The sequence below is a fragment of the Lysobacter alkalisoli genome (genome assembly GCF_006547045.1).
Lineage (GTDB): Bacteria > Pseudomonadota > Gammaproteobacteria > Xanthomonadales > Xanthomonadaceae > Marilutibacter > Marilutibacter alkalisoli.
This window is the reverse complement of the sequence record NZ_CP041242.1, coordinates 3,776,477-3,800,725: the sequence shown is the minus strand read 5'-3', so window position 1 is coordinate 3,800,725 and position 24,249 is coordinate 3,776,477. Positions and strand designations below refer to the sequence as shown.

Genomic DNA, 24,249 nt, shown 5'->3' with positions numbered 1-24,249 from the left:
ACCGGTTTGGTCTGTCGGACCGTGGCTGCGCCTACACTCGGACCATGGACATCACCGCCGACACCACGCCCGACGAGTTGCGCGTGACCCATCGCGCGCTGCGCCAAGCCTGGCAGGGGCGCAAGCCCGCCATGGCCCAGCGCCGTGCCGACCTGCTGCGTCTGCGCGACGCGTTCCGGACCCGGGTGGTGGAAATGGACGCGGCGATCCGCGCCGATTTCGGCCATCGTTCCGAACACGAGAACCTGATCTCCGAGACGATGGTGGTGCTGGCCGAGATCGCCCATGCCCTGCGCCACCTGAGCCGCTGGGCGAAACCGCGCCGCGCCGCGGTCGGCTGGAAGTTCTGGCCGGCACGGGCGCAGGTGCGGCCGGAGCCGGTCGGCGTGGTCGGGATCATGTCGCCGTGGAACTACCCGGTGAACCTGGCGCTGGTGCCGCTGGTGTCGGCGATCGCCGCCGGCAACCACGTCTACCTCAAACCGTCCGAACACACCCCGCGCACCGGTGCCTGGCTGCGCGCGCTGCTGGCCGACGTGTTCCCGGCCGACCGCGTCGCGGTCGCGCTGGGCGGCCCCGAGGTCGGTGCCGCCTTCGCCGCGCTGCCATTCGACCACCTGCTGTTCACCGGCTCGAGCTCGGTCGGGCGCAAGGTGATGGCGGCGGCGGCGCCGAACCTGACCCCGCTGACGCTGGAGCTGGGCGGCAAGTCGCCGGCCATCGTCTGTCCGGATTACCCGCTGGCCAGCGCCGCCGCACGGATCGCCACCGGCAAGTGGTTCAACGCCGGCCAGACCTGCATCGGCGTCGACTACGTGCTTGTCGACGCCGCCCGCCGCGATGCCTTCGTCGATGCCATCGTCGCCGAGCTGCACAAGCGCTACGGCGACTTCGACGCGCCGCTCGACTACACCCGCATCATCAGCGACGCCCAGCATGCACGCCTGCGCGGCTGCCTCGACGACGCCCACGCACGCGGCCTGCGCGTGATCGAGCCGTTCGCGGGCAAGGCCGATGCCGGCGCGCGCCTGTTGCCGCCGGTACTGGTGATCGATCCGGACCTCGATGCCGAGGTCATGCGCCATGAGATCTTCGGCCCGATCCTGCCGGTCGTTTCCTGCCAGGGCCTGGACGACGCGATCGCGAAGATGCAACGCCTCGATCGCCCGCTCGCGCTGTATCCCTTCAGCCATGACCGGGCCAGCATCGAGCGCATCGTGTCCGGCGTGCTGGCCGGCGGCGTCACCGTCAACGACACCCTGATCCATTTCGGCGTGCACAGCCTGCCGTTCGGCGGCATCGGCCCGAGCGGGATGGGCCAGATCCACGGTCGCCACGGCTTCGACACCTTCAGCAAGCTGCTACCGGTGTTGCACCAGGCCCGCCGCGCCGGCAGCGACCTGATCCGGCCGCCGTACACGGGTTGGGTCGACCGGATGATCCGCTGGCTGGCGAGGTAGTCGACTACACTGCGGCGCATGAAAATCGCCAGCTGGAACGTCAACTCGCTCAACGTCCGCCTGCCGCATCTGCAGCAGTGGCTCGACCAGGCCGCACCCGACGTGGTCGGTCTGCAGGAGACCAAACTGGAGGACGCCCGGTTTCCCGACGATGCACTCGCCGCGGCCGGCTGGCGCAGCGTGTTCTCTGGCCAGAAGACCTACAACGGTGTCGCCATCCTCGCCCGCGAGGCGCCACGCGATGTGCAGATGGGGATTCCCGGTTTCGAAGACGACCAGAAGCGGGTGATCGCGGCGACCGTCGGCGCTCCCGGATCCTCGGATCCGGAACGGGCGATCCGCATCGTCAATCTGTACGTGGTCAACGGCCAGGACGTCGGCACCGACAAGTACGCCTACAAGCTGCGCTGGCTCGAGGCGGTGCACGACTGGCTGGCCGAGGAGATCCGCGCGCATCCGAGGCTGGTGGTGATGGGCGATTTCAACATCGCCCCGGACGCGCGCGACGTGCACGACCCGGAGCTGTGGAACGAGGACCACATCCTGACCTCGACCGCCGAGCGCGACGCGCTGCGCCGGCTGTGTGCGCTGGGCCTGCACGACGCCTTCCGCCTGCACAGCGACGAGGCCGGCACCTTCAGCTGGTGGGACTACCGCCAGGCCGGCTTCCGCCGCGACCGCGGCCTGCGCATCGACCTGACCCTGGTTTCCGACGCGCTCAGGCCACATTGCGCCGCCGCCGGCATCGACCGCGAGCCGCGGACCTGGGAGCGCCCCAGCGACCACGCCCCGGCATGGGTGACGCTGGACGCATAGGACAGAACCGGGAATCGCCCCCCTGAAATCGGGTTTTTCGCCCAATCGAGGGGAAAGCGCCGGGTCTGTTGGATAACCGCGGCGCCGGGGGCGAAGGCCCTTGGGTACGAATGTCCCCCGGCACCGGCCAGGGCCGGCGCCTCCGCCTTGATTTCGCACCCAAGGGCCTTCGCCCCCGGCGTTCCGACATGACTGGTGGTTCCAGAAGCGCACTCCCGGGGAGGGTCTGCTTCGCGTTCCAGCGTGGCCGCGCGATCCCGCCAAGGCCGGCAGGTCGCGGCGGGACAGCCAGACAGCGGCGAGAACCGGCGATCGAACGCAAGCGGCAGCGCCCACGCCTTCGCTGAAGGCGAGCCCCCCTCACGTGGAAGAAGAACCTGAAATCGCCCCCCTTGTTCAGGGGGGGCGATTCGCGCCGCAGGTGCGAAGGGGGTGTGGAGGTGCACGGCGGGGCCAAGGTTTGCGCAGCAAACTTTGGGGATACCCGGGCACAGCCCGGGTATCGTGCTCAGCGCATCTTGCCGCGCCGGAACAGATTGACGATGGCCAGCAATACGATCGCGCCGATCAGCGCGGTGATCAGGTAGCCGAGCCATCCTGTCAGGTTCAGGCCGACCATCGGCAGCAGCCAGCCGCCGAGGAAGCCGCCGATGATGCCGACGACGACGTTCAGAATGATGCCCTGCTGCGCATCGGTCTTCATGACGATGCTGGCCAACCAGCCAGCAATGCCACCTACGAACAACATGATGATCCAACTCATGCCAGCTCTCCCGGAGTGAAAGTACCGTCATGACCCGGGCGCGCCGGTGGCGGGCCTGCGGGTCGCGGTCACTCTGGGGCCGTGCCCGTGACGGGCATGTCAGTACGGGCGCGCTGTTCAGCTTTTCAGCTTTGGCCGTGCAGCAGCGCCAGCAGGGCGCGGCGCGGCAGTTTGCCGGTTTCGTTGCGCGGCAGCGCCGGGACGCAGCGCAGCGGGCGCGGCAGGAACACCGGGTCGACGGTGGCACGCAGCGATTGCATGACCGCCTCCGCTGCCAGGCCCGGCGCCACCGCCAATGCCGCGATCCGGCGCACGCCGGCGGCATCGGCCTCATCAAGCTGGAACACCACCGCGTCCTCGACCCCGGGTACGGCCTGCAGCTTGCGGGTCAGGTCGCCGAGCGAGGCGCGCTTGCCGGCGATCTCCAGCAGGTCGCTGTTGCGGCCGTGAAGGGCGAAGCGGCCGTCTTCGAACACCTCGATCAGGTCGGCCAGCAGCACTGGCCCGGTCAGGTGCGGCGCGTGCACCGCGGTGCCGTCGGGCCGGGGGTGCAGGTCCACGCCGGGCAGCGGTGTCCAGGCCGTGTCGACCGCGGTGCGACGGCGCGCGAACACACAGGTCTCGGTCGAGCCGAACAGTTCGCGCACTTCGCAGCCGAAGCGGGCCTCGGCGGCGCGGGCGAGTTCGGCGGGCAGTGGCGCGGTCGCCGAGACAATGCCGGCCAGCGCCGGCATCGCCACGCCGGACTCGACCAGCGCGCGCAGGTGGACCGGGGTGGTGACCAGCAGTGGCGCGCCGGCGGCGTCGGTACAGGCGCGGGCGATGTCGCCGGGGAAGAATGGCCTTGTGGTGTGCACCGCGACCGGCCCCAGCAGCGGCAGCAGCACCGACATCTCCATGCCGTACATGTGCTGCGGCGGCACGGTGGCGACAAGTGGCGTGGTTCGGGTTGGGGTGATGCCGGCGTCGAGCAGGTCCTGCAGCGCCGCCAGGTTCTGTGTGGTGCTGGCGCGGAATGCGGCCCAGGTCTTCGGGTTCGGCCGCGGTTGGCCGGTGCTGCCGGAGGTGAAGCCGATCGCCACGACCGCGTCGTCGGCGACGACAAGTGGACCGCCGTCGAGTTGCGGCAGCTGTTCAGGCAGCCGGATCGCGCGATCCAGGGCGTCGGTGGGCGTGCTGCAGCAGGGCATGACGTCGCCGAGGCCATAGCTGCCCGGGTGCCGGGCCAGCACTTCGTCGATCATCGCCGGGGCCCGCGAGGGTGGCAGCAGGGTGGTCTGGCCGCGCAGCGCGGCAGCACAGAACGCGACCAGGAAGCGGTAGCGGTCCTCGCACAAGTTGATCACCGCCGGTGCGTCGGGCAGGCCGGCGGCGACGCCGCGGACCTCGCGCCGGAAGCGCGCCAGCTCGATCGCGCCGTGTGCATCGAAGGCGACCGGTCGCGCGGCGTCGCCGGTGGCGAGCGCGTGCCCGGGTCCCCGGGACGTTGGCGTGGTCTGGCGCTTGGCTGGCTGAAGCTCGGCTGACATGGTTGCGGCATCCCCCGCGCTGTTCCTGCATGCGGCCATGGCCGCCCCCTGTCGGGTAGTTTAGGGCCTGTGGCGAGCCCATGCCGCGCATCCTCCCCGCCTTCACCTGACCGTTACCCATCCGACCGTGCCAGCCCTCGACCCGCCAGCTTCCGAATCCGGTCCCGCCGCGATGCCCGTGCGCTGGATCTGGCTGCCGCGTCAGCACGGCGTGGCCGCCGAGGCGCAGGCGCGCGGCTGGCTGGCGACACAGCTGGAGCTGTCGGCGGACGCCGTGCCGCTGTACCGCGACGATGGCCGGCGGCCGTGGCTCGGGGCGCCGCTGGCCGCCCGCGACATCAACTGGAGCCACAGCGGCGAGGGGCTGCTGGTCGCACTCGGCGAAACCGGCTTGCGGGTCGGCGCCGACCTGGAGTGGCGGCGTCCGCGGCCGCGCGCGATGGCACTGGCCAGGCGCTGGTTCACCGCTACCGAGAATGCATGGCTGGACTCCATGGCCGATGAGCAGGCGCGCGAGCAGGCCTTCCTGCGCCTGTGGTGCGCGAAGGAGGCGGTGCTCAAGGCGCACGGGCGGGGGATCGCGTTCGGCCTTGACCGGCTGTCGTTCAGCGACGGGCCGCATGGCCTGCGACTGGTCGAATGCCATCCAGAACTCGGCAGGCCCGACGCCTGGTCGCTGGCTGAGATCGCGCCGGCACCCGGCTATCTCGGCACACTGGCGTGGCGCAGGAGCGAAAGCTGACCGGCCCGGGCAACGACCCACTAGACTTTGCCGATGCCGACCGCCCTGCCCCCGACCTGCGCCCGACCCTCGAAACCGGCCTGACCGGTCTCGGCCTCGACCCGGCCCTGTCCACGCCGCTGCTCGACTACCTGGCCCTGCTGGCGCGCTGGAACCGCGCCTACAACCTGACCGCGATCCGCAATCCGCGCGAGATGCTGGTCAAGCACCTGCTCGATTCGCTGGCGATGCATGCATTCGTCAATGACATTGCCGCCGCCGGGGGCGCGCTGGCCGACCTGGGTACCGGAGCCGGCCTGCCCGGCATCCCGCTGGCAATCACCAAGCCTGGCCTGCGCGTCGCACTGGTGGAGAGCAACGGCAAGAAGGCGCGCTTCATGCGCGAGGCGATCCGCAAACTCGACCTCGCGCCACGGGTGCGGGTGCTGGAATCCCGGATCGAGGCGGTGGACGAGGCCGGCGCGTTCGATGCGATCACCGCACGCGCGCTGGCGACACTGCCGCTGATCATCGAACTCGGCGGCCCTCTGCTGAAACCCGACGGCGTGCTGCTGGCGATGAAGGGCACTCATCCTGATGACGAGATCGCCGCCCTGCCGGCCGGCTGGACCCTTCGCGCCAGCCATCGCCTCGACGTGCCCGGCCTCGATGCCGAACGCCACCTGATCGTGGTTGGGCGCGACCAGGGCCGGACGTAGCCCGGGGCAAGCGCCGCGCGCCCGGGATTCCTCTCGACCCACCTTGGGTTCGCTCCGCGTGCCCAGGCGACGAACTGCGCGTTCATCCTTCTCCGGCCGTCGCCAAATCGCCGGCAATCGTGACCCCGAGGTGGGACAGGCGCCTGGAGATGGGCATAATCACCAGTCCGGCCTGCGTCCGGACCGGGCCCGCCGCGGCAGCGTGCGGACCCGGCAGCGAGCGCCGGCCACCGAACCCAACGCCCTCCGGGGTGCCACCCGCATACGCCAGGGGAACCAGCCGCATGGCCCGCATCATCGCCATCGCCAACCAGAAGGGCGGGGTCGGCAAGACCACCACCGCCGTCAACCTGGCCGCAGGACTGGCGCGCACGCCGAAGAAAGTGCTGCTGGTCGACATCGACCCGCAGGGCAACGCGACGATGGGCAGCGGCGTCGACAAGCGCGAGCTGGAAAGCTCGGTCTGCGACGTGCTGATGGGCGAGGTCGCGGCCGCCGACGCGATCGTGCGCACCGCCGAGGACTTCGACCTGCTGCCGGGCAACATCGACCTGACCGCCGCCGAGATCCAGCTGATGGAGCGCGATGGCCGCGAGCAGCAACTCAAGATCGCGCTGGCCGGTGTCGCCGACCGCTACGACTACGTGTTGATCGACTGCCCGCCGGCACTGTCGCTGCTGACCCTCAACGCGCTGACCGCCGCCGATGCGGTGATCGTGCCGATGCAGTGCGAGTACTACGCGCTGGAAGGCATCAGTGCGCTGATGGAGACGATCGAGGCGATCCGCCAGCGGCTCAACCCGAAGCTGGAGATCGAGGGCGTGCTGCGGACCATGTTCGATGTGCGCAACAACCTCGCCAACGCGGTTTCGGCCGAATTGACCAACCACTTCGGCGACAAGGTGTTCCGCACCATCGTGCCGCGCAACGTGCGCCTGGCCGAGGCGCCCAGCCATGGCCAGAGCATCGTCGGCTACGACCGCGCCAGCCGCGGCGGCATCGCCTACCTGGGACTGGCCGGCGAGGTGATCCGCCGCCAGCGCGAGCGTGAACAGGCCGCACGTGCGGCAGCGCAACCACAGGCGGCCTCGGCTGCCGGCACACCGGAGGTGGCGGCATGACCGCAGCCAAGGACGCGACGGCCAAGGCAAGTGTGGCGAAGAAGCGTGGACTCGGGCGGGGGCTTGAAGCCCTGCTCGGTCCCAAGGGCGCGGCCGAGGCGCCGGCGCTGGAAGCGACCCCGGGCGACGCCCTGCGCACCCTGCCGGTCGATGCGCTGGCGCCGGGCAAGTACCAGCCGCGCAAGCACTGGGACGAAGACAAGCTCGACGAGCTGGCCGAGTCGATCAAGGCGCAGGGCGTGATCCAGCCGATCGTGGTGCGCGAGATCGCCGAGCGCGGCGGCAAGACCTGGGAAATCATCGCCGGCGAGCGCCGCTGGCGCGCCAGCCAGCGTGCCGGCCTGAGCGAGATCCCGGTGGTGGTGCGCGAGGTCGACGACCGTACCGTGGTCGCGATGGCGCTGATCGAGAACATCCAGCGCGAGGATCTCAACCCGCTGGAGGAAGCCACCGCGCTGCAGCGCCTGATCGACGAATTCGACCTGACCCACGCCCAGACCGCGGAAGCGGTCGGACGTTCGCGTGCGGCGGTGTCCAACCTGCTGCGCCTGCTCGAACTGCCGCCGGAAATCCGGGTGCTGGTCGAGACCCGCGCGCTGGAAATGGGCCACGCCCGTGCGCTGTTGACCCTGACCCCGCAGGCGGCGATCGCGCTCGCTCGCCAGGCTGCCGAGCATGGCTGGTCGGTGCGCGAGGTCGAGCACCGCGTGCAGCAGCTCGCCGCCGGCATGGTGCCGACGAACGGCAAGAGCAAGCCGGCCAGGGCCGCGCCACAAGCCGACATCCTCAGCCTCGAACGCGAGCTGGCGGAGTCGCTCAACACCCGCGTCAATGTGCTGCACGGCCGCGGCGGCAAGGGCCGGCTGGTGATCCACTATTCCAACCTCGACGCGCTCGACGGCGTGCTCGAGAAGCTCCGCGGCAAGGCCGACTGAAGCCGGGCCATCGAGGACGGCGCCGATTCACAGCTGACGCCCGCAACGATCGTGAATCCCTACCGCTATCAGGTGGCCCTGCGCGCCACCCATCCCAGTGACGATCTGAAGCCGCTGTTCGAGGCGATCGGGTTGCGGCCCACGCGCGCCTGGCGTGCAGGCGAGCCTCGGCGCACCCCGGCCGGACATCGGTTGGAGGGCGCCTACCCCGACAGCTACGCGAGCGCATCGCTGCTCGACCAGGCCGCGCCGCGCGGCTGGACCGAGGAACCGCTGGAAGCCTTCCTGCGCCGCCAGCTCGACCGCCTGGCGCCGCACCAGCCCGCATTCCAGGCGCTCGCCAGTCAAGGCGGGCGCTGCGAGCTCTTCATCGGATTGTTTGCCGACAACAGTTTCGGCTTCGACCTCGGCAACTGGCTGTGCGAGGCTACCGCCCGGCTGCGCCTGTCGCTGGCCTTCGATATCCATCCCGGCGCCGACTGAGTGCGCCAGGAGCCTTAATCGATGAGCGATTCCACTCCTCCCGTCCTGGTCACCGGCGCCGCCGGCTTCATTGGCGCCTATGTGTGCCGTGCCCTGCGCGCACGCGGCGAGGCCGTGATCGGGCTCGACAATTTCAACGGCTACTACGACCCGCAGCTCAAGCGCGACCGGGTAGCGGCGCTGTGCCCGGACATCGACCTGCGCACGCTCGATCTCACTGACCGTGCAGGCCTGGCCGCGCTGTTCGACGAATTGCAGCCGCAGCGCGTCATCCACCTCGCCGCCCAGGCCGGGGTGCGCTACTCGCTGCAGAACCCGCACGCCTACGTCGACAGCAACCTCGCCGGTTTCGTCAATCTGCTGGAGCTGTGCCGGCATCGCCATGTCGGGCACCTGGTCTACGCCAGCTCATCCTCGGTCTACGGCGACTCGGCCACGCCGCCGTTCTCCGAGGACCAGCGCATCGACAAACCGCGCTCGCTGTATGCGGCGACCAAGGCCGCCAACGAGCTGATGGGCTACAGCTATGCCCAGCTGTACGGCCTGCGCATGACGGGGCTGCGTTTCTTCACCGTCTACGGCCGGTGGGGACGGCCGGACATGGCGCCGATGATCTTCAGCCGCGCGGTGCTGGCCGGACAGCCGATCGAGGTGTTCAACAACGGCGAGATGCGGCGCGACTTCACCCACATCGACGACATCGTCGCTGGCGTGCTGGCCGCACTCGATCGCCCGCCGCCAGCCGCCGTCGACGGCGTACCGCCGCACCGGGTGTTCAATCTCGGCAACCACACCCCGGTCGAACTGGAGCGTTTCATCGCGGTGATCGAAGCCGCCGCCGGCCGCAAGGCGGACAAGGTCTACAAGCCGATGCAACCCGGCGACATGGTCGAAACCATGGCCGACACCCAACGCGCCCGCGAGGCACTGGGCTTCGAGCCGCGCACCGCGATCGAGGACGGCCTGCCGGAAGTCGTGGACTGGTGCCGCGATTATTTCGGCACGGTCTGAGCGCCTGTCGGGCTTGTGGATAAGTCTTGCGCGATGCCCCCAGGGCGTGCATAATGCCCGGCTCGCTGTGTCCGGCAGGTTCTCACGATCCCGTCGGGCGGCCCGGAAGCGCGATTCCGGCCGCCAGCTGGCAGCGCAGATTGGACCCTCCCGGATCGCGCATCGCCCATGGCGATGGGGCCGCCACCTCCCTGGCTAAGGGCGGTACCACGAACACTTGAGGTGCGTAATGTCCCGAGTATGCCAAGTCACCGGCAAGCGTACGACGACCGGCAACAACGTCTCGCACGCGATGAACAAGACCCGTCGCCGTTTCATGCCCAACTTGCACGAGCGCAAGTTCTGGGTCGCCAGCGAGAACCGCTGGGTGAAGCTGCGTATTTCCACCAAGGCGCTGCGCACCATCGACAAGAACGGCATCGACGCCGTGCTCGCCGACCTGCGTGCACGCGGCGAAAAGGTCTGAGGAGGACTGAACCATGGCTTCCAAGCGCGACAAGATCCGCCTGATCTCCTCGGCCAACACCGGCCACTTCTACACCACCGACAAGAACAAGAAGAACACGCCGAACAAGATGGAGATCAAGAAGTACGATCCCGTCGTTCGCAAGCACGTGATCTACAAGGAAGGCAAGATCAAGTGACGACCTGGCGCGTTTTCGCGTAGCGAAAACGCCTTTGCCAGGACGTCATCCCGGCATGCTTTCAGCCGGGATCCGGCTTTTCAGACAGCCCGCCATTTGGCGGGCTGTTGCTTTTGCGCCTTCGCACACGGCGCGAATGCCCCGCCATCCGATCCAGGCCCCGCGGTTCCGTTTGCCGGCGCAACACTCCAGAATCGGGCGATGGACGTCATGGCGGACGCGCAACGATGAGCTGGGACCTGCTGTCCACCGGCGCTTTGCTGCTCGCCTTGGATTGGGCGATCCGGCTGGCGGCGCTGGTCTGGATACCGGCCCGCACCTCCCCGGCTGCCGCACGCAGCTGGCTGCTGCTGGTGTTCTTCCTGCCGCTGCTGGGGCTGCCGCTGTACCTGCTGTTCGGCCATCCGTGGCTCTCTCGCGAGCGCATCCGCCGTCAGGCGCTGGCCTCGCAGGCGATCCGCGAGGGGCAGGCGCCGCAGGCGGCGCTGCGCTGGACGCCGCCGACCGGCGGGGCGGAGTACGAGATGGCGCCGCTGGTCGAGCGCCTGGGCGACTTCATGCCGGTGCGCGGCAACACGATCGCGCTGCTCGACGACTACGACGCCTCGCTGCGTACGCTGCTGGACGATATCGATGGCGCACGCGAGCGCGTGCACCTGCTGTACTACCTGATGTTCGACGATGCGGTTGGCGAGGCGGTGGTTGGCGCGCTGGAGCGGGCTGCCGGGCGTGGGGTGTGCTGTCGCCTGCTGCTGGACGCGGTGGGGGCCAAGCGTGGTTTCCGCCGCTATGCACGACGCCTGCGCGCGGCCGGCGTGGAGGTGCACGACATGCTGCCCGGCGGCCTGCGCTGGCGCCGCAGCGGCCGAATGGACCTGCGCAATCACCGCAAGATCGCGGTGATCGACGATGACGTCGCCCATGTCGGCTCGCAGAACCTGGCCGAGGCGGAGTTCGTGCGCGGCTTTCCCAACCGCGAGCTGGTGGCGCGCGTTCGCGGCCCCGCAGTAGCGCACCTGGAAGCGGTGTTCGCCAGCGACTGGTATCTGGAGACGGGCGAGATACTGGCGGTCTCATCGACGCGGCCGACCCACTCCGACGATGCGGCGGCGCAGCTGCTGCCCAGCGGTCCGGCCTATCCCTTCGCCAATGCCCGCGACACCGTCAATGCGTTGATCCACCTGGCCCGGCACCGGCTGGTGCTGACCACCCCCTATTTTGTGCCCGACGACGCCATCATGGCCGCGCTGCGCATCGCCGCGCTCTCCGGCGTGGAAGTGCAGCTGATCCTGTCGGCCAGCAACAACCAGCGCCTGACCGCCTGGGCACAGCATTCCTGGTACGAGGAACTGCTTGCCTGCGGGGTCAAGGTCGCCCTGTACCGGCCGCACTTCCTGCACGCCAAGCACATGAGCGTGGACGACGGCATCGTCCTGATCGGGTCGATCAACCTCGACTTCCGTTCCTTCGCCCTGAATGCCGAGATCGGCCTGCTCTGCTACGACCGCGATGCGGTGGCGCGCATGCGCGGGATCGAGGCCGAGTACCTGCGCGATTCGGAACAGCTGTCGCTGGAGCAGTGGCGCAGGCGTCCGGGCTGGAAGCGCAGCCTGGAGGGCATCGCACGGCTGGCGGATTCGTTCATGTGAGAGAAACGGCCGCGGAACCGTACCGGGGCGGTCGCCATGGGTTCACCGTCGTGCCCGCAATGCCAGCCAGCAGGCTGCGGCTGTAGTCGCGTCGCCAAGGGCGGTATGACGGCCAAGCATGGGCACGCCGAGGGCGGCGGCGACGGTTTCGAAACCGGTGGTATCGAGGCCCGCATCCGGATTGCGATGGGCATGGGCGGCGTATTCGAGCGCGATGTCGATGTGCGGGTTGGGCAGCCGGAAGCCGGTGATCGCCGGCACGATGCGGTCGAGTATCGCCACGTCGAAGCCGATCCGGTAGCCGATCAGGGTGCGCGGGCCGAGCCAGTCGAGCAGTTGCGCCACCGCCACCTGCACGTCCGAGCCGTGGGCGAGGTCCTGCGGGCGCAGCCGATGGTGGCGGATCGCCTCGATGTCGGCGGCGCGGGGGGCGCCGTCCGGCGGTCGCACCACGGCTTCGAAGCGGTCTGCGAGGTGAACCCGCCCCGCGGACACCGGTATCGCGGCGATGGTCAGGATGTGGTCGCGGGTGGTGTCCAGCCCGGTGGTCTCCAGGTCGAGCGACACCCATTCACCGGCCGGCGGCGGTGCCAGCAGGCCACCCCAGGGGCCATCGCCGTGACGGCGCCTGTCCAGCCACCTTCGCAGGCTCGCGAGCATCATTCGTACAGGCTGAAGGTGGCGCGGATGTGGTCCTTGAACGCGTTGACCACCCGGAACGCATCGCGCAGCAGTTCGCGGTCGAGTCGGCGCAGTGCGGCCGGATCGAGTCTGTTGCCGGCCTCGCGCCCGGCCGCCAGCGCCTGCAGCTGGGCGCCCAGCCGCAGGCGCATGAACACCGCCAGCGCCTGCGGCACGTCGCGGCCGAGATCGGGCGGCAGCGCGCCGGCTTCCAGCAGCGCGGCGCAACGGTCGAAACTGTTGTGGCGGCGAACGCCGTGGCGCAGCGACAGCATGCGGATGCCGTTGACCAGCGGGAACACCCCGCCCTTCTTCAGGTCGATGCCGTCGGCGTCGCCGCGGACCCGGCCGAACAGGTTGAGCGGGCTGGAGAAGTCGAGCGTGGCGCGGGCCAGCTGGCGCAGCAGGATGTCGTCGCCGCCGAGCGTGGCGATTCGCTCGGCGACCGGCTCGAACAGCGCCGGGTTGCCGGCCAGCGGGCGCGCGTCGATCGCGATCGACAGGTCGAGCACGCTCTGGCCGTCGCCCTCGCGCCGCCAGTGCTCGATGCGCTGGAGCCACTGCGCGCGACTCATCCGCCAGTGCGGGTTGGAGGCCATCACCCCGCCCGGACAGGGCGGATAGCCGATGTCGGCCAGCGCTTCGCTGAAACGGCGCATCGCATCTTCGAGCCCGTCCCATTCGAAGCCGTCGTCGAGTACCAGGGCGTTGTCCTGGTCGGTCTTGAGGATCTGCTCGCGCCGGCCCTCGCTGCCGAGCACCAGCAGGCATACATGGTTGCGCAGCGGTTCCGGCACGACCTCGTCGAAGACCCGGCCGAGGATGCGGCTGTTGAGCGCGGACACCAGTTCCATCAGGTAGCTCATGCGCGCGCCCTGGGCATGCAGCTGGCGCACCAGCGCGGTCATGCTGCGCGCCGCCTCGGCGACCTCGGCGAGGGTTTCGGCGCGCGCCAGGCGCAGGCTGATCAGGTGCGAATGGCTGGCGTAGTGGGCCAGCACTTCGGCCATGCCGAGGGTGCCGAGCATGCGCCCGCCAGTGCGGGCCTCGCCCTCGGTGACCAGCACCCGCTCGATGTGATGCTCGGTCATCGTCACCAGCGCCTGGAACAGCACGTCGTGGGCGCGCACGCCGATCACCGGCCGTTGTGCCAGCGGCGCGACCGCATCCTCCGGCGTGAGCCCATTCAGGGCCACGGCTTCGAGCAGGTCGGTGCGGGTCAACATGCCGGGGCCGGCATCGGGGTCATCGACCAGCAGGCAGTCGACCCGCGATTCGCGCAGCTGGCGTGCGGCCTCGGCCACGGTGGTCGTGACCGGCACCTGTACCGCGGGCGCCAGTTGCGCGTCGCCGACCCGGGTCAGCATCAGCTCGGTCACTTCCGAGGACTGCTGCTCGCGGCTTGCGCGTTGCCGCTTCAGGGCCAGGCCTTCGTGGAACCAGGCGGCGAAGGCGGGATTGCCGGCCAGCAGTTCGCGGAACAGCGTGGCCGGGATCAGGAAGTCGAGCACGTCCTCCGCGGCCTGGTAGCGGTGCCGCGCGCGGCCGGCGATCACCGCCCAGGCGCCGAACACGTCGCCGGGGCCGAAGTCGGCGAACAGCCGCGGCGCGTCGTCGCCATGACCACCCGGCTCGTCCCAGGCCCGGACCACGCCCTTGAGGATCACATGCACGTGTTCCGAGGCGGCCCCGGCCGGCAGCAGCACGGTGCCGGCCGGATGGAAGCCCATGTCGACCGCACGCTGCACCCGCGCCTGTTCGACATCGGTCAGCAGGTCGAACGGCGGGTGATCGAGATCGAGGCCGGGCACCGGTTCCATGCCGCGCAGCGTGCCACGGCAGGGCACGCTGCGCATGCGACTTTAGGGGAAGGTGGCCGGATGCCGGTAGCGTGGCCCCGGGTGCGCTTTGCTTAGCCGGGCTACACTCATCCGGATCGCAGAGGGGGCCAACAAGACGTGATCCCGGGCTGGGTACTGCTGCTGGTGTCGCTGGGCTATGTGGCCCTGCTGTTCGCGGTCGCCTACTGGGGCGACCGGCACAGCGAATCGATGCCGCGCTGGCGATGGCTGCGGCCGGCGATCTATTCGCTGGCGATGGCGGTGTACTGCTCGTCATGGACCTTCTATGGCGCGGTCGGCACCGCCGCGCGCACCGGCCTGGGCTTCCTGCCGATCTATCTCGGCCCGTTGCTGCTGCTGTTCTTCGGCTGGCGGATCCTGGAGCGGCTGGTGCTGATCTCGGGCGAGAACCGGATCGTCTCGATTGCCGACTTCCTGTCCTCGCGCTACGGGCGGGCGCCCGGGCTGGCGGCACTGGTGGCATTGCTGGCGCTGGTCGCGGCGGTGCCCTACGTCGCGCTGCAGTTCAAGGCGGTGGCGATGAGCGTGGGCGTACTGGCCGGGCTGCCGGCCAATTCCCCGCCGCTGTCGGACCCGGCCTTCTACACCGCACTGCTGCTGGCGGTGTTCGCGATCCTGTTCGGCACTCGCCAGATCGACGCCACCGAGCACCACCGCGGCATGGTGCTGGCGGTGGCGCTGGAGTCGATGGTCAAGCTGGTCGCGTTCGTCGCGATCGGCGTGTTCGCACTGATGCACCTGCCCGGCACCGGCCATGTCGGCGAACGCATGGTGCAGGCCGCCGACGTGGTGCTCTCGCCCGGCATGCCGACCGGCTTCATGGTCCAGACTCTGCTCGCGTTCACCGCCATCCTGTGCCTGCCGCGACAGTTCCATGTCGCGGTGGTGGAGTGCCAGAACCCGGCCGACGTGCGCACCGCGCGCTGGATGTTCGGCGGCTACCTGATCCTGATCAGCGTGCTGGTGGTGCCGATCACCCTGGCCGGCTGGGCGGTGCTGGGGGGCTCCGGGGCCTCGCCGGACAGCTACGTGCTGGCCCTGCCTTTGGCGCTGGACCACAACACCCTGGCGATGGTCGTCTACATCGGCGGCTTTTCCGCCGCCACCGGCATGGTGATCGTGGCCAGCGTCGCGCTGGCGACCATGGTCAGCAACGACCTGGTGATGCCGCTGCTGCTGCGCAGCCGCAGCCTCGACGAGACGCCTGCGATCAATCGCCACATCCTGTGGGTGCGCCGGATCACCATCGTGATGCTGGCGATGCTGGCCTATGCCTATCACCGCGGCGACCTGCAGCGTGGCGACGCCGGCAGCCTGGCCCAGCATGGCCTGCTCGCGTTCGCCGCGGTCGCGCAGTTCGCACCGGCATTGATCGGCGGCCTGTATTGGCGCGGGGCCAGCCGGACCGGCGCTTTCAGCGGTCTGCTCGCCGGTGCGGTGCTGTGGGGCTGGACCTTGCTGCTGCCGGCCCTGGCGCGTGGCGGCTGGTTCGACCAGGGCTGGATCGAACGGGGTCCGTTCGGCATCGACTGGCTGCAGCCGGAGCAGCTGTTCGGCCTGCAGGGCTGGGATCCGTTGACCCATGGCGTGTTCTGGTCGCTGCTGTTCAATGTCGGCGTGTTCGTGTTCATGTCGATGCGGCAGCGTCCGCGCCTGCAGGATCAGCTGCTGGCCGCACCGTTCCTCGACCCCTATGTGCAGCGGCCCGCGCTCGGCCCGGGCGGCTGGGCCGGCAGCGTGCGTGCCGGCGAATTGCTGGCGCTGGCCGAGCGCATCGTCGGCGAGCGTCATGCGCGGCGCGCGTTCGAGACCCATGCCGCGCAGCAGAACCGCACCTGGCAGCCCGAACAACCGGCCGATCGCGCGCTGGCCCAGTTCACCGAGCGCCTGCTGGCCTCGGCGATCGGTGCCGCCTCCGCGCGCCTGACCCTGACCAGCGCCCTGCGCGGCTCGGGCATGGAGCTGGGCGAGGTGGTGGCCCTGCTCGATGAAGCCAACCAGGAGCTGCGCTTCAACCGCCAGGTGCTGTCGACCACGCTGGAGAACATCAGCCAGGGCGTCAGCGTGGTCGATGCCGAGCTGCGCCTGGTGGCCTGGAACCGCCAGTACCAGGAACTGTTCGACTATCCGGACGGCATGCTCTACGTCGGCCGTCCGGTGGCCGACCTGATCCGCTGGAATGCCGAGCGCGGCGAGATGGGCGAGGGCGATATCGAGGAGCAGGTGCGGCGCCGTCTCGGTCACCTGCGTGCCGGCACCCCGTATGTGTTCGAGCGCGTGCGCGCCAGCGGCCAGGTGGTGGAGATGCGCGGGCGTCCGCTGCAGGGGGGCGGCTACGTCACCAGCTACAGCGACGTCACCGACTACAAACGCGCCGAACAGGCCCTGCGCGAGGTCAACGAGACCCTGGAGCAGCGGGTCGAGCAGCGCACCCGCGAAGCCGAGGCCGCGCAGCAGTCGCGTACCCGTTTCCTGGCCGCGGTCAGCCACGATGTGCTGCAGCCGCTCAACGCCGCGCGGCTGTTCACCACCGCCTTGCGCGACAGTCGCGACGGCGACGAACAGGCGCGCCTGGCCGAGCGCGTCGATGCCGCGCTGCGGGCCGCGGAAGACCTGCTGGACGGCCTGCTCGACATCTCGCGCCTGGATGCCGGAGCGCTGCGGGTCGAAATCGGCGACTTCGACGTCAACGAACTATTGCGCGAACTCGTGGCCCAGTACGCGCCGATCGCCGCCGAGCGCGGCCTGCAACTGCGCGTGCGCGCGCCCGAGCGGCCACAGCCCGTGCGCAGCGACCGCCGGCTGTTGCGGCGCGCGCTGCAGAACTTCCTCGCCAACGCGCTGCGCTATACCCGCGAGGGCGGCGTGCTGATCGCCGCACGGGTGCGCGAAAGCGCGATCGAGCTGCAGGTCTGGGATACCGGCCCGGGCGTTTCCGAACATCATCTTGCGCAGATCTTCGACGAATTTCGTCGTTTCGATACACCGGCCCGCGGCGGCGAGCGCGGGCTCGGTCTCGGTCTTTCGATCTGCCAGCGCATTGCCCGCACCCTCGACCATCCGCTGCGGGTGCGTTCAAGGATAGGCAAGGGCTGTGTGTTCTCGATCACCGTGCCTTTCGGCAGGGCTGCCGGAACGGATGCCGGGCAGGCGGTGGCCGCCACGGCCAATCTGCAGGCGCCTGCGGTGGCATCGCCCATCAGCGATATCGACGCATTGGCCGGACTGCAGGTGCTGTGCGTGGACAACGACCGCGAAATTCTCGATGGCATGCGCACCCTGCTTCAGCGCTGGGGCGCGGATGTGGTCACCGCCGTCAACACCGACGAGGCGCTGGCCGCCGCCGACTCGATGCGGCCGCCGGACGTCGCCCTGGTCGACTACCACCTGCACGACCGCCTCGACGGCCTCGGTGTGATCGATGCCCTGCGCTCCCGGCTCGGCCCCCTGTTCCCGGTCGCGTTGCTGACCGGTGACGGCAGCGACGCCCTCAAGCATGCCGCCCGCGAACGCGGCTGCCGGGTGCTGACCAAGCCGGTCAAGCCGGCCTCGATGCGTGCCTTCCTCGCCGCGCAAAAACCCGTCGCCCGGGCAAGCGAAGCTCACCCCGGGTGATCGGCGGCGACCATTCCCGGGTGCGCTTCGCTTACCCGGGCTACGCGAGTTGCGAAGGCTCGCGCTACGCCGTGCCCCGTTGCAGCACCGCCACCCCCGACGGGCCGCCATGGATGCGGATGCGGTCGCGGCCCTCGGCCTTGGCCCGGTACATCGCGTTGTCGGCGTGGGCGAACATCAGTTCGAAAGTCGGGCCCGAACGGACCGAGGTGGTGCAGCCGAAACTGGCGGTGATCGGCTCGCCATGGCCGATCGGAGAGGTGTCGATCGCGGCCAGCTGCTCGCGGCACTGGCGGGCGATGCGCTCGGCGGCGGCCAGGTCGCCACCGCAGGACATGATCGCGAACTCCTCGCCGCCGAGGCGCCCGCACAGGTCGCCGTCGCGGCACACGCTGCGGCAGGCTTCGGCGACCCGGGCCAGCACCCAGTCACCGGCGGCGTGGCCGTGGTGATCGTTGAGGCGCTTGAAGTTGTCCAGGTCGAGCAGGATCAGCGCGGTCTCGCGTCCGGACGACGCGCAACGCATCAGCAGCGCGTCGGCCTGTTCGCGGAAGTGGCGGCGGTTGCTGATCCCGGTCAGGCCATCGGTCTGCGCCAGGCGCCGCAGCTTCATCTGCATGCGCTTGGTCTTCCAGGCCCAGAAGCCGACTGCCGACGCGATCACGATCAGCAGCAGGACCAGCAGGTGGGTGTTCTGCGCCGACTTGCGCGCGACTTCCTGCTCCAGCCGCAGTACCTCGTTCTGCTTGCTCAGCAGGCCGATCGCCTGGTCGCGCTGCTGCAGCTCATGGCGGCTGAGCTGGAACGCGAACTCGCGCGCCTTGACCTCGTCGAGGCGCGCCTTGTCGGCTTTGGCGTAGCTGCGGTATTCGTCGAGAGCGGTGGCGAGGTCGCCTCGTTTGAGCGCGGTTTCGAACAGCACCCGGTGTGCGATGACCAGAGGCAGCGAATAGGCATCCTTTTCGCCCAGCTCCAGTACGGTGCGGGCATGCTGATCGGCGCGTGCCAGATCGCCGGTCGCCTGGCGGTATTCCGCAAGCAGGCTGTGGATCTCGCCGATCAGGCGCGGAAAGCCGGTTGCCTCGACTTCCGACAGATGGGTCTCAAGCAGTTCGATGGCTTTGGCTGTCTTGCCCGCCCCCGCCCATTGGCGGGCCAGGTAACCACGAAGGAGTCCCGTGGCAATCGGCTCCTTCTGGGCCATGCAGTCGCTGATTGCGATATGTGTATCGCGCTCGACTTCAGGCCTGGTGCCGAGCTTCCACTCTGCCTCGATTTTCTTAAGGCGGGCTGCACATCGGGTGCGCGCTGAAGTTTCGAGGGAAAGAAGCTGCTTGGCGTAGTGGAGCGAAAGCGAATGCTGTCCGTACTCGGTGTACAAGATCGCGGCTACCAGAGAACCCAGGTGCCGCTCATCGGCCTCTGGCACCTGGTCCTGCATTGCCAGGGCGATTTCCAGATAGCGCAAGCCCAGCGAAAACTCCCGGGTGATCGCCGCGGTGTTTGCCGCCAGCAGGGCGGCACGGAACTTCAGGGTTGGATCGTCGGTGCGTTGATGGATGTCGATCGCGTCGGCTATGGCGGACTCGTAGTTGCCGGTGAGAGTCTTCTGGTAGGTCCGGAGGAGCCGGATGCGAAGCTTCTGATTCGGTGTTGCTTCCGGCTCGAACGCGGCGAGGCCGGCAAGGGCGTCGGCGAACTCCCTGGGGTCGCTGGTGCGAATCGAGTCCGCGTGCTTCAGGGCCGCTTCGATGCCGGCCCGGGCCGGCATCGCCACCGCGCAAGCGGCCAGGATCATGGTGACCAGCACTGCACGAACTGCTCTGCACATCATGGTGTCATCCTCCAGCCATCCGCTGCTGGCGCTGCCGGCCGCACCCGCAATGCCCGGGCGCGGGTGCAACGTCTACTCAGGTTCCTTGGGTGTCGGCTCTTCGACCGGCGTCTCCACGCCTTCGTCTTCACGGTCGTCGTCGAGGGGCTGCTCCTTGCCGCCATCGGGAGTGGCGACAAAACTGAAGCAGAACATCGGTGAGCGGGCATCCAGGGCGTGTATCAAGCTCTCGGCATCACGCTGCAAGAGGGCATCGCGCGAACTCTCGTCCAGCCCGGCATCCATCACGGTGCGGATATAGTCCGCGTCCGAAAGCAGGGCCGGATGCCGGCCCATGGTTTCAAGGAACTGAACGACATTCGACATCAGGTGGCTCCTTCTGTTTCAAGCGATAACGAGGAAATCGTGAGTGAACCGGTCACGGCTGCGCGTTCGAGCGCCTCGATCCGCGCCAGCATGGCGGTGTCGGGTTGCAGCGCTGTGGCCGGTGGCAGCACCAGGGTGCTGTGCATGTGCAGTTCGGTGTCGGCCAAGTTGCTCAGCTTCACCGACTCCATCCGTGGCGCGGTGATCGGCAAGGTGGCGGCCTCGTAGACGACGGCCTCGTGGTCGGCCGGATAGTCCTCGAGCAGGCGCTCGACCAGCAGCCGGCGGTGGGCCGGGCCGGTGGCGAAGCGGCGGCAGCTGCGGTCGCCGGCGATGCCGACCTGCCAAAGCACCAGGTAGGCCGAGGGGTCGATGCGGCGCCGGTAGAACATGAACTGGCTGGCCTCGTAGTGCTGGCAGCCGAACCTGCCCGGGTCGATGCCGAGGTCGGCGTACAGGCAGTCCTCGGCGGAGACGCCGGGTTCCATGTGGGCGTGGAAGCCCTCGCGGCGGGCCTGGGCGATGGCCTCGTGGGCTACCTGGGCGAACACGCCGGGGTGACCGTAGAAGGCGCCGCAGACCTGCTTGCCGGCGCGGACCTCGGCCAGCATGGCCTCGACCATCTCGCGATAGGTCTGGTGGCGCGACTTGCCCTCGGCGTAATGGGGCTGCAGGCTGCGCACGTCGGCGTTCATATCCTGCAGCCACAGTTCCACCAGCGGGTCGGATACGGCGGCGAACACCACGTCGGCCTGTTCGACATGACTGCGCGCGCGCGGCCCGATATGGGCCCCGAGCATCATCCCCACGCCGATGCAGGCGAGTCTGCCCGGTGGCTTGGTGGCGATCTTCGGCATTGCTGATGTGTGCCCCCCCGGACCAGAAGCCGACGATACTCCCACCGAACAGGTTTGCAAGCCGGCTCAGCGGTTTGCCCGCAGGGCGCTCCAATGCCGGCACGGCAGTTCCCAGCGGCACAGGCCGGGGCGCTGGCCCGTTCCGGAGTGCGGCGGAAGCCGAAACGATCGAGCAGGCGGCCGATGGGCCGGGCGAGGCCGTCGTCCGGCTGCTCGGCGCTGATCAGGGCCAGATGACGAGCAAGAGGCGCGGTGTGATGGGCAAGACCGCGACCGTCAATCCGTCTCTTCCGGTGGCGGCACGATCGCGCCCGGGTCGACCGCGAGGCGGCCGGCGATCAGCACCGCCTGGGTGCGGTTGCTGGCCCCCAGCTTGCGCAGGATAGCGGTGACGTGGGCCTTGATCGTGGCTTCCGACACGCCGAGGTCGTAGGCGATCTGCTTGTTGAGCAGGCCGGCGCCGAGCATCTGCAGGACGCGGAACTGCTGTGGAGTCAGTTCGCGCACGCGCCGGGCGGCATCGTGTTCGGCATCGTCGGCGGCCGGTGCGGACAGTGCCGCCGGTGGCGCCCAGCGGTCGCCGGCGAGCACGGCGGTGATCGCGCTACCCAGGGTCGCGGCATCCGCGGACTTGGGGATGAAGCCGACCGCGCCGTGGTCCAGCGCGCGCCGCATCACCACCGGTTCCTCGCGTGCCGACACCACCACGATCGGCAACTGCGGATGCAGCGCGCGCAGATGAACCAGAGCCGAGAACCCCTGCGCACCGGGCATGTTGAGGTCGAGCAGCAGCAGATCGGCATCGGGCTCGCTCTCGACCAGCGTGTACAGCGACTCGACGCCATCGGCCTCGCACAGCCGGGCATCGGGTAGCACCCGCGCGACTGCGCCGCGCAGGGCTTCGCGGAACAGCGGATGGTCGTCGGCGACGATGACGGTGGCGGGGGGAGGGCTGGACATTCGGTTTCTCCCCCTCTCCCGCGTGGGAGAGGGTCGGGGTGAGGGCAAAGGGCGCTGGGCACGCCCCCCATCCCAACCTTCCCCCGTAAACGGGGGAAGGGGCAAGAGGCCGGTTCGGCCGTTACGGTACCCGTCGCTCCGCGACCAGCGACTCGACCACGCTCGGATCGGCCAGGGTGCTGGTATCGCCGAGCTGGTCGGGTGCGTTCTCGGCGATCTTGCGCAGGATGCGGCGCATGATCTTGCCCGAGCGCGTCTTCGGCAGGCCCGGTGCCCACTGCAGGTGGTCGGGGGTGGCGATCGGGCCGATCTCCTTGCGCACGTGGACGATCAGCTCCTTGTGCAGTTCCTCGGTCTGCGCCTCGCCGGCGATCAGGGTGACGTAGGCGTAGATGCCCTGGCCCTTGACGTCGTGCGGGAAGCCGACCACGGCGGCCTCGGCGACCTTCGGGTGGGATACCAGTGCGCTCTCGACCTCGGCGGTGCCGATGCGGTGGCCGCTGACGTTGATCACGTCGTCGACGCGGCCGGTGATCCAGTAGTAGCCATCGGCGTCGCGGCGGCAGCCGTCGCCGGTGAAGTACGTACCGGGATAGGCCTTGAAGTAGGTGTCGATGAAGCGCTGGTGGTCGCCGTAGACGGTGCGCATCTGCCCCGGCCAGGAATCGAGCAGGACCAGGTTGCCCTCGGCCTCGCCTTCGAGGAAGGTGCCATTGGCGTCGACCAGGGCCGGCTGCACGCCGAAGAAGGGTTGGGTCGCCGAGCCGGGCTTGAGGTCGGTCGCGCCGGCCAGCGGGGTGATCAGGATGCCGCCGGTCTCGGTCTGCCACCAGGTGTCGACGATCGGACAGCGCGAGTCGCCCACGGTTTCGTAGTACCAGCGCCAAGCCTCGGGGTTGATCGGCTCGCCGACCGTGCCGAGCAGCCGCAGCGAGGCGCGCGAGGTCTTCTTTACCGGCTCGTCGCCGTCGCGCATCAGCGCGCGGATCGCAGTCGGTGCGGTGTAGAAGATCGTGACCTGGTGCTTGTCGATGACCTGCCAGAAGCGCGATACGTCGGGGTAGTTGGGCACGCCCTCGAACACCAGCGCGGTGGCGCCGTTGGCGAGCGGGCCGTAGACGATGTAGCTGTGGCCGGTGACCCAGCCGACGTCGGCGGTGCACCAGTAGACGTCGTCCTCGCGCAGGTCGAACACCGCCTCGTGGGTGTAGCTGGCATAGGCCAGGTAGCCGCCGGTGGTGTGCAGCACGCCCTTGGGCTTTCCGGTCGAACCGGAGGTGTAGAGGATGAACAGAGGGTCCTCGGCGTTCATGCGCTCGGGCTCGCACTCGGTCGGCTGCCCGTCGACGACGGCGTCGTACCAGCGGTCGCGCGGCATCTGCATGTCGACCGCACCACCGGTGTGGCGCACCACCAGCACGGTTTCCACCGAGTTCGTGCCCGGCAGACCGAGCGCGGCGTCGACGTTGGCCTTGAGCGGCACCTTCTTGCCGCCGCGCAGGCCCTCGTCGGCGGTGATGATCAGCTTGCTGCCGCAGTCGGCGACGCGGTCGGCAATCGAGTTCGGGGCGAAGCCGCCGAACACCACCGAGTGGATCGCCCCGACACGAGCGCAGGCCAGCATCGCCACCACCGCCTCCACGATCATCGGCAGGTAGATGGTGATGCGGTCGCCCTTCTTCACCCCGAGGCTGCGCAATGCATTGGCGAGCCTGCAGACCTTCGCGTGCAGTTCCCGATAGCTGACATGCACGGCCGGATCGGACGGGTTGTCGGGCTCGAACACCAGGGCGGTCTTGTCGCCGCGGGTTTCGAGGTGGCGGTCGAGGCAGTTGACGCTGGCATTGAGTTCGCCGTCCTCGTACCAGCGGATATGGAAGTCTTCCAGCGCGTAGCTGACGTCCTTGATCTTCGTCGGTGGCTTGAACCAGTCCAGGCGTTCGGCGACGCGGCCCCAGAACGCATCCGGGTTCTCGACCGACTCCTTGTACAGGCGCGTGTAGTCGTCCCGGCCGATGCGCGCCGTGGCTGCGAAGTCCTCGGGCACGGGGTAAAGGGCGTTGGGATGGTTCATGCGGCGCTCCATGTGACGGGTGGTGCGTGGGACGGGGCCGCGGGCACAGGCGTCCGCGGCCGTATTGATGGCCGCGCGCGGCGGCCGGAGCCCAAGTGTGCCGCATCGGCCGGCGGCCCCCGGCCCGGCTTGGGTTAGACGATGGTCGC

Annotated in this window: 21 protein-coding genes; 12 read left to right on the top strand and 9 right to left on the bottom strand. The window is 69.2% G+C overall.

The annotated features are described in order from the left end of the window. Positions 1-44: 44 nt before the first annotated feature. Both FKV23_RS16785 and xth read left to right on the top strand, forming a co-directional pair. Complete coding sequence (locus FKV23_RS16785) at positions 45-1,460, top strand: coniferyl aldehyde dehydrogenase (protein ID WP_141624897.1); 1,416 nt, start codon at positions 45-47, stop codon at positions 1,458-1,460. A gap of 18 nt (positions 1,461-1,478) precedes the next feature. After that, entirely contained in the window at positions 1,479-2,276 is a 798-nt protein-coding gene (gene xth, locus FKV23_RS16780) for an exodeoxyribonuclease III (protein ID WP_141624896.1), read from the top strand. 508 nt (positions 2,277-2,784) lie between these two features. On the opposite strand, the gene FKV23_RS16775 is transcribed toward xth, so the two are convergent. Together FKV23_RS16775 and FKV23_RS16770 are read right to left on the bottom strand one after the other, a co-directional pair. Next, positions 2,785-3,039: a GlsB/YeaQ/YmgE family stress response membrane protein gene (locus tag FKV23_RS16775; protein WP_141624895.1), complete on the bottom strand. Its 255-nt coding sequence runs from the start codon at positions 3,037-3,039 to the stop codon at positions 2,785-2,787. Between the two features lie 125 nt (positions 3,040-3,164). Continuing rightward, the gene (locus tag FKV23_RS16770; RefSeq protein WP_141624894.1) at positions 3,165-4,568 is read right to left on the bottom strand and encodes an AMP-binding protein; all 1,404 of its coding nucleotides are present in this window, start codon (positions 4,566-4,568) and stop codon (positions 3,165-3,167) included. Positions 4,569-4,740: 172 nt separating this feature from the next. On the opposite strand from FKV23_RS16770, the gene FKV23_RS16765 reads away from it, so the two are divergent. The 9 genes from FKV23_RS16765 (at position 4,741) to cls (ending at position 11,851) form a co-directional block, all read left to right on the top strand. After that, the gene (locus tag FKV23_RS16765) at positions 4,741-5,310 is read left to right on the top strand and encodes a 4'-phosphopantetheinyl transferase family protein (protein WP_407067689.1); all 570 of its coding nucleotides are present in this window, start codon (positions 4,741-4,743) and stop codon (positions 5,308-5,310) included. Between the two features lie 56 nt (positions 5,311-5,366). Next, positions 5,367-6,008 (top strand): 16S rRNA (guanine(527)-N(7))-methyltransferase RsmG, encoded by a 642-nt coding sequence (rsmG, locus tag FKV23_RS16760; protein WP_244244201.1) that lies wholly within the window; start codon positions 5,367-5,369, stop codon positions 6,006-6,008. 284 nt (positions 6,009-6,292) lie between these two features. After that, positions 6,293-7,129, top strand: coding sequence for a ParA family protein (locus FKV23_RS16755; protein WP_141624892.1), 837 nt, complete (start codon positions 6,293-6,295; stop codon positions 7,127-7,129). After that, on the top strand, positions 7,126-8,064 hold the full coding sequence (locus tag FKV23_RS16750) for a ParB/RepB/Spo0J family partition protein (RefSeq protein WP_141624891.1): 939 nt from the start codon (positions 7,126-7,128) through the stop codon (positions 8,062-8,064). Before FKV23_RS16755 ends, FKV23_RS16750 begins: the two co-directional genes overlap by 4 nt. 51 nt (positions 8,065-8,115) lie before the next feature. Next, positions 8,116-8,547 carry a hypothetical protein gene (locus FKV23_RS16745; RefSeq protein WP_141624890.1) on the top strand — a complete coding sequence of 144 codons (432 nt, stop codon included), beginning with the start codon at positions 8,116-8,118 and terminating at the stop codon, positions 8,545-8,547. A 21-nt stretch (positions 8,548-8,568) separates the two neighbouring features. Then, positions 8,569-9,558, top strand: coding sequence for an NAD-dependent epimerase/dehydratase family protein (locus tag FKV23_RS16740; RefSeq protein WP_141624889.1), 990 nt, complete (start codon positions 8,569-8,571; stop codon positions 9,556-9,558). A 229-nt stretch (positions 9,559-9,787) separates the two neighbouring features. Next, positions 9,788-10,024, top strand: a complete 237-nt coding sequence (rpmB, locus tag FKV23_RS16735) for a 50S ribosomal protein L28 (RefSeq protein WP_141624888.1) — start codon at positions 9,788-9,790, stop codon at positions 10,022-10,024. A 13-nt stretch (positions 10,025-10,037) separates the two neighbouring features. Beyond that, the gene (gene rpmG, locus FKV23_RS16730) at positions 10,038-10,202 is read left to right on the top strand and encodes a 50S ribosomal protein L33 (protein WP_036191471.1); all 165 of its coding nucleotides are present in this window, start codon (positions 10,038-10,040) and stop codon (positions 10,200-10,202) included. A gap of 227 nt (positions 10,203-10,429) precedes the next feature. After that, positions 10,430-11,851: a cardiolipin synthase gene (cls, locus tag FKV23_RS16725; RefSeq protein ID WP_141624887.1), complete on the top strand. Its 1,422-nt coding sequence runs from the start codon at positions 10,430-10,432 to the stop codon at positions 11,849-11,851. A gap of 42 nt (positions 11,852-11,893) precedes the next feature. Here the strand turns inward: cls and FKV23_RS16720 are convergent, their stop codons facing one another. Together FKV23_RS16720 and FKV23_RS16715 are read right to left on the bottom strand one after the other, a co-directional pair. Then, positions 11,894-12,514 carry an exonuclease domain-containing protein gene (locus tag FKV23_RS16720; RefSeq protein ID WP_141624886.1) on the bottom strand — a complete coding sequence of 207 codons (621 nt, stop codon included), beginning with the start codon at positions 12,512-12,514 and terminating at the stop codon, positions 11,894-11,896. Then, on the bottom strand, positions 12,511-14,388 hold the full coding sequence (locus FKV23_RS16715; protein WP_141624885.1) for a DUF294 nucleotidyltransferase-like domain-containing protein: 1,878 nt from the start codon (positions 14,386-14,388) through the stop codon (positions 12,511-12,513). Before FKV23_RS16715 ends, FKV23_RS16720 begins: the two co-directional genes overlap by 4 nt. Before the next feature lie 102 nt (positions 14,389-14,490). On the opposite strand from FKV23_RS16715, the gene FKV23_RS16710 reads away from it, so the two are divergent. Further along, positions 14,491-18,009, top strand: a complete 3,519-nt coding sequence (locus tag FKV23_RS16710; protein WP_141624884.1) for a hybrid sensor histidine kinase/response regulator — start codon at positions 14,491-14,493, stop codon at positions 18,007-18,009. A 64-nt stretch (positions 18,010-18,073) separates the two neighbouring features. Here FKV23_RS16710 and FKV23_RS16705 read toward each other — a convergent pair whose 3' ends face one another. The 5 genes from FKV23_RS16705 to acs all read right to left on the bottom strand — a co-directional run bounded on the left by FKV23_RS16705 (position 18,074) and on the right by acs (position 24,100). Then, complete coding sequence (locus FKV23_RS16705) at positions 18,074-19,819, bottom strand: sensor domain-containing diguanylate cyclase (RefSeq protein WP_167285351.1); 1,746 nt, start codon at positions 19,817-19,819, stop codon at positions 18,074-18,076. Positions 19,820-19,915: 96 nt separating this feature from the next. Beyond that, positions 19,916-20,209 (bottom strand): hypothetical protein, encoded by a 294-nt coding sequence (locus FKV23_RS16700; protein WP_141624882.1) that lies wholly within the window; start codon positions 20,207-20,209, stop codon positions 19,916-19,918. Further along, positions 20,209-21,066: an SAM-dependent methyltransferase gene (locus FKV23_RS16695; RefSeq protein WP_208543196.1), complete on the bottom strand. Its 858-nt coding sequence runs from the start codon at positions 21,064-21,066 to the stop codon at positions 20,209-20,211. The genes FKV23_RS16700 and FKV23_RS16695 overlap by 1 nt, the downstream gene beginning before the upstream one ends. 276 nt (positions 21,067-21,342) lie before the next feature. Then, positions 21,343-22,026, bottom strand: a complete 684-nt coding sequence (locus FKV23_RS16690; RefSeq protein WP_141624881.1) for a response regulator transcription factor — start codon at positions 22,024-22,026, stop codon at positions 21,343-21,345. Positions 22,027-22,147: 121 nt separating this feature from the next. Then, positions 22,148-24,100, bottom strand: a complete 1,953-nt coding sequence (gene acs / locus FKV23_RS16685) for an acetate--CoA ligase (protein WP_141624880.1) — start codon at positions 24,098-24,100, stop codon at positions 22,148-22,150. Between the last annotated feature and the right edge of the window lie 149 nt (positions 24,101-24,249).

Coding starts and splice junctions, on each gene's coding strand:
- FKV23_RS16785 (WP_141624897.1), top strand. CDS start 45: ATGGACATCACCGCCGACACCACGCCCGACGAGTTGCGCGTGACCCAT.
- xth (WP_141624896.1), top strand. CDS start 1,479: ATGAAAATCGCCAGCTGGAACGTCAACTCGCTCAACGTCCGCCTGCCG.
- FKV23_RS16775 (WP_141624895.1), bottom strand. CDS start 3,039: ATGAGTTGGATCATCATGTTGTTCGTAGGTGGCATTGCTGGCTGGTTG.
- FKV23_RS16770 (WP_141624894.1), bottom strand. CDS start 4,568: ATGTCAGCCGAGCTTCAGCCAGCCAAGCGCCAGACCACGCCAACGTCC.
- FKV23_RS16765 (WP_407067689.1), top strand. CDS start 4,741: ATGCCCGTGCGCTGGATCTGGCTGCCGCGTCAGCACGGCGTGGCCGCC.
- FKV23_RS16755 (WP_141624892.1), top strand. CDS start 6,293: ATGGCCCGCATCATCGCCATCGCCAACCAGAAGGGCGGGGTCGGCAAG.
- FKV23_RS16750 (WP_141624891.1), top strand. CDS start 7,126: ATGACCGCAGCCAAGGACGCGACGGCCAAGGCAAGTGTGGCGAAGAAG.
- FKV23_RS16740 (WP_141624889.1), top strand. CDS start 8,569: ATGAGCGATTCCACTCCTCCCGTCCTGGTCACCGGCGCCGCCGGCTTC.
- rpmB (WP_141624888.1), top strand. CDS start 9,788: ATGTCCCGAGTATGCCAAGTCACCGGCAAGCGTACGACGACCGGCAAC.
- rpmG (WP_036191471.1), top strand. CDS start 10,038: ATGGCTTCCAAGCGCGACAAGATCCGCCTGATCTCCTCGGCCAACACC.
- cls (WP_141624887.1), top strand. CDS start 10,430: ATGAGCTGGGACCTGCTGTCCACCGGCGCTTTGCTGCTCGCCTTGGAT.
- FKV23_RS16720 (WP_141624886.1), bottom strand. CDS start 12,514: ATGATGCTCGCGAGCCTGCGAAGGTGGCTGGACAGGCGCCGTCACGGC.
- FKV23_RS16715 (WP_141624885.1), bottom strand. CDS start 14,388: ATGCGCAGCGTGCCCTGCCGTGGCACGCTGCGCGGCATGGAACCGGTG.
- FKV23_RS16700 (WP_141624882.1), bottom strand. CDS start 20,209: ATGTCGAATGTCGTTCAGTTCCTTGAAACCATGGGCCGGCATCCGGCC.
- FKV23_RS16695 (WP_208543196.1), bottom strand. CDS start 21,066: ATGCCGAAGATCGCCACCAAGCCACCGGGCAGACTCGCCTGCATCGGC.
- FKV23_RS16690 (WP_141624881.1), bottom strand. CDS start 22,026: ATGTCCAGCCCTCCCCCCGCCACCGTCATCGTCGCCGACGACCATCCG.
- acs (WP_141624880.1), bottom strand. CDS start 24,100: ATGAACCATCCCAACGCCCTTTACCCCGTGCCCGAGGACTTCGCAGCC.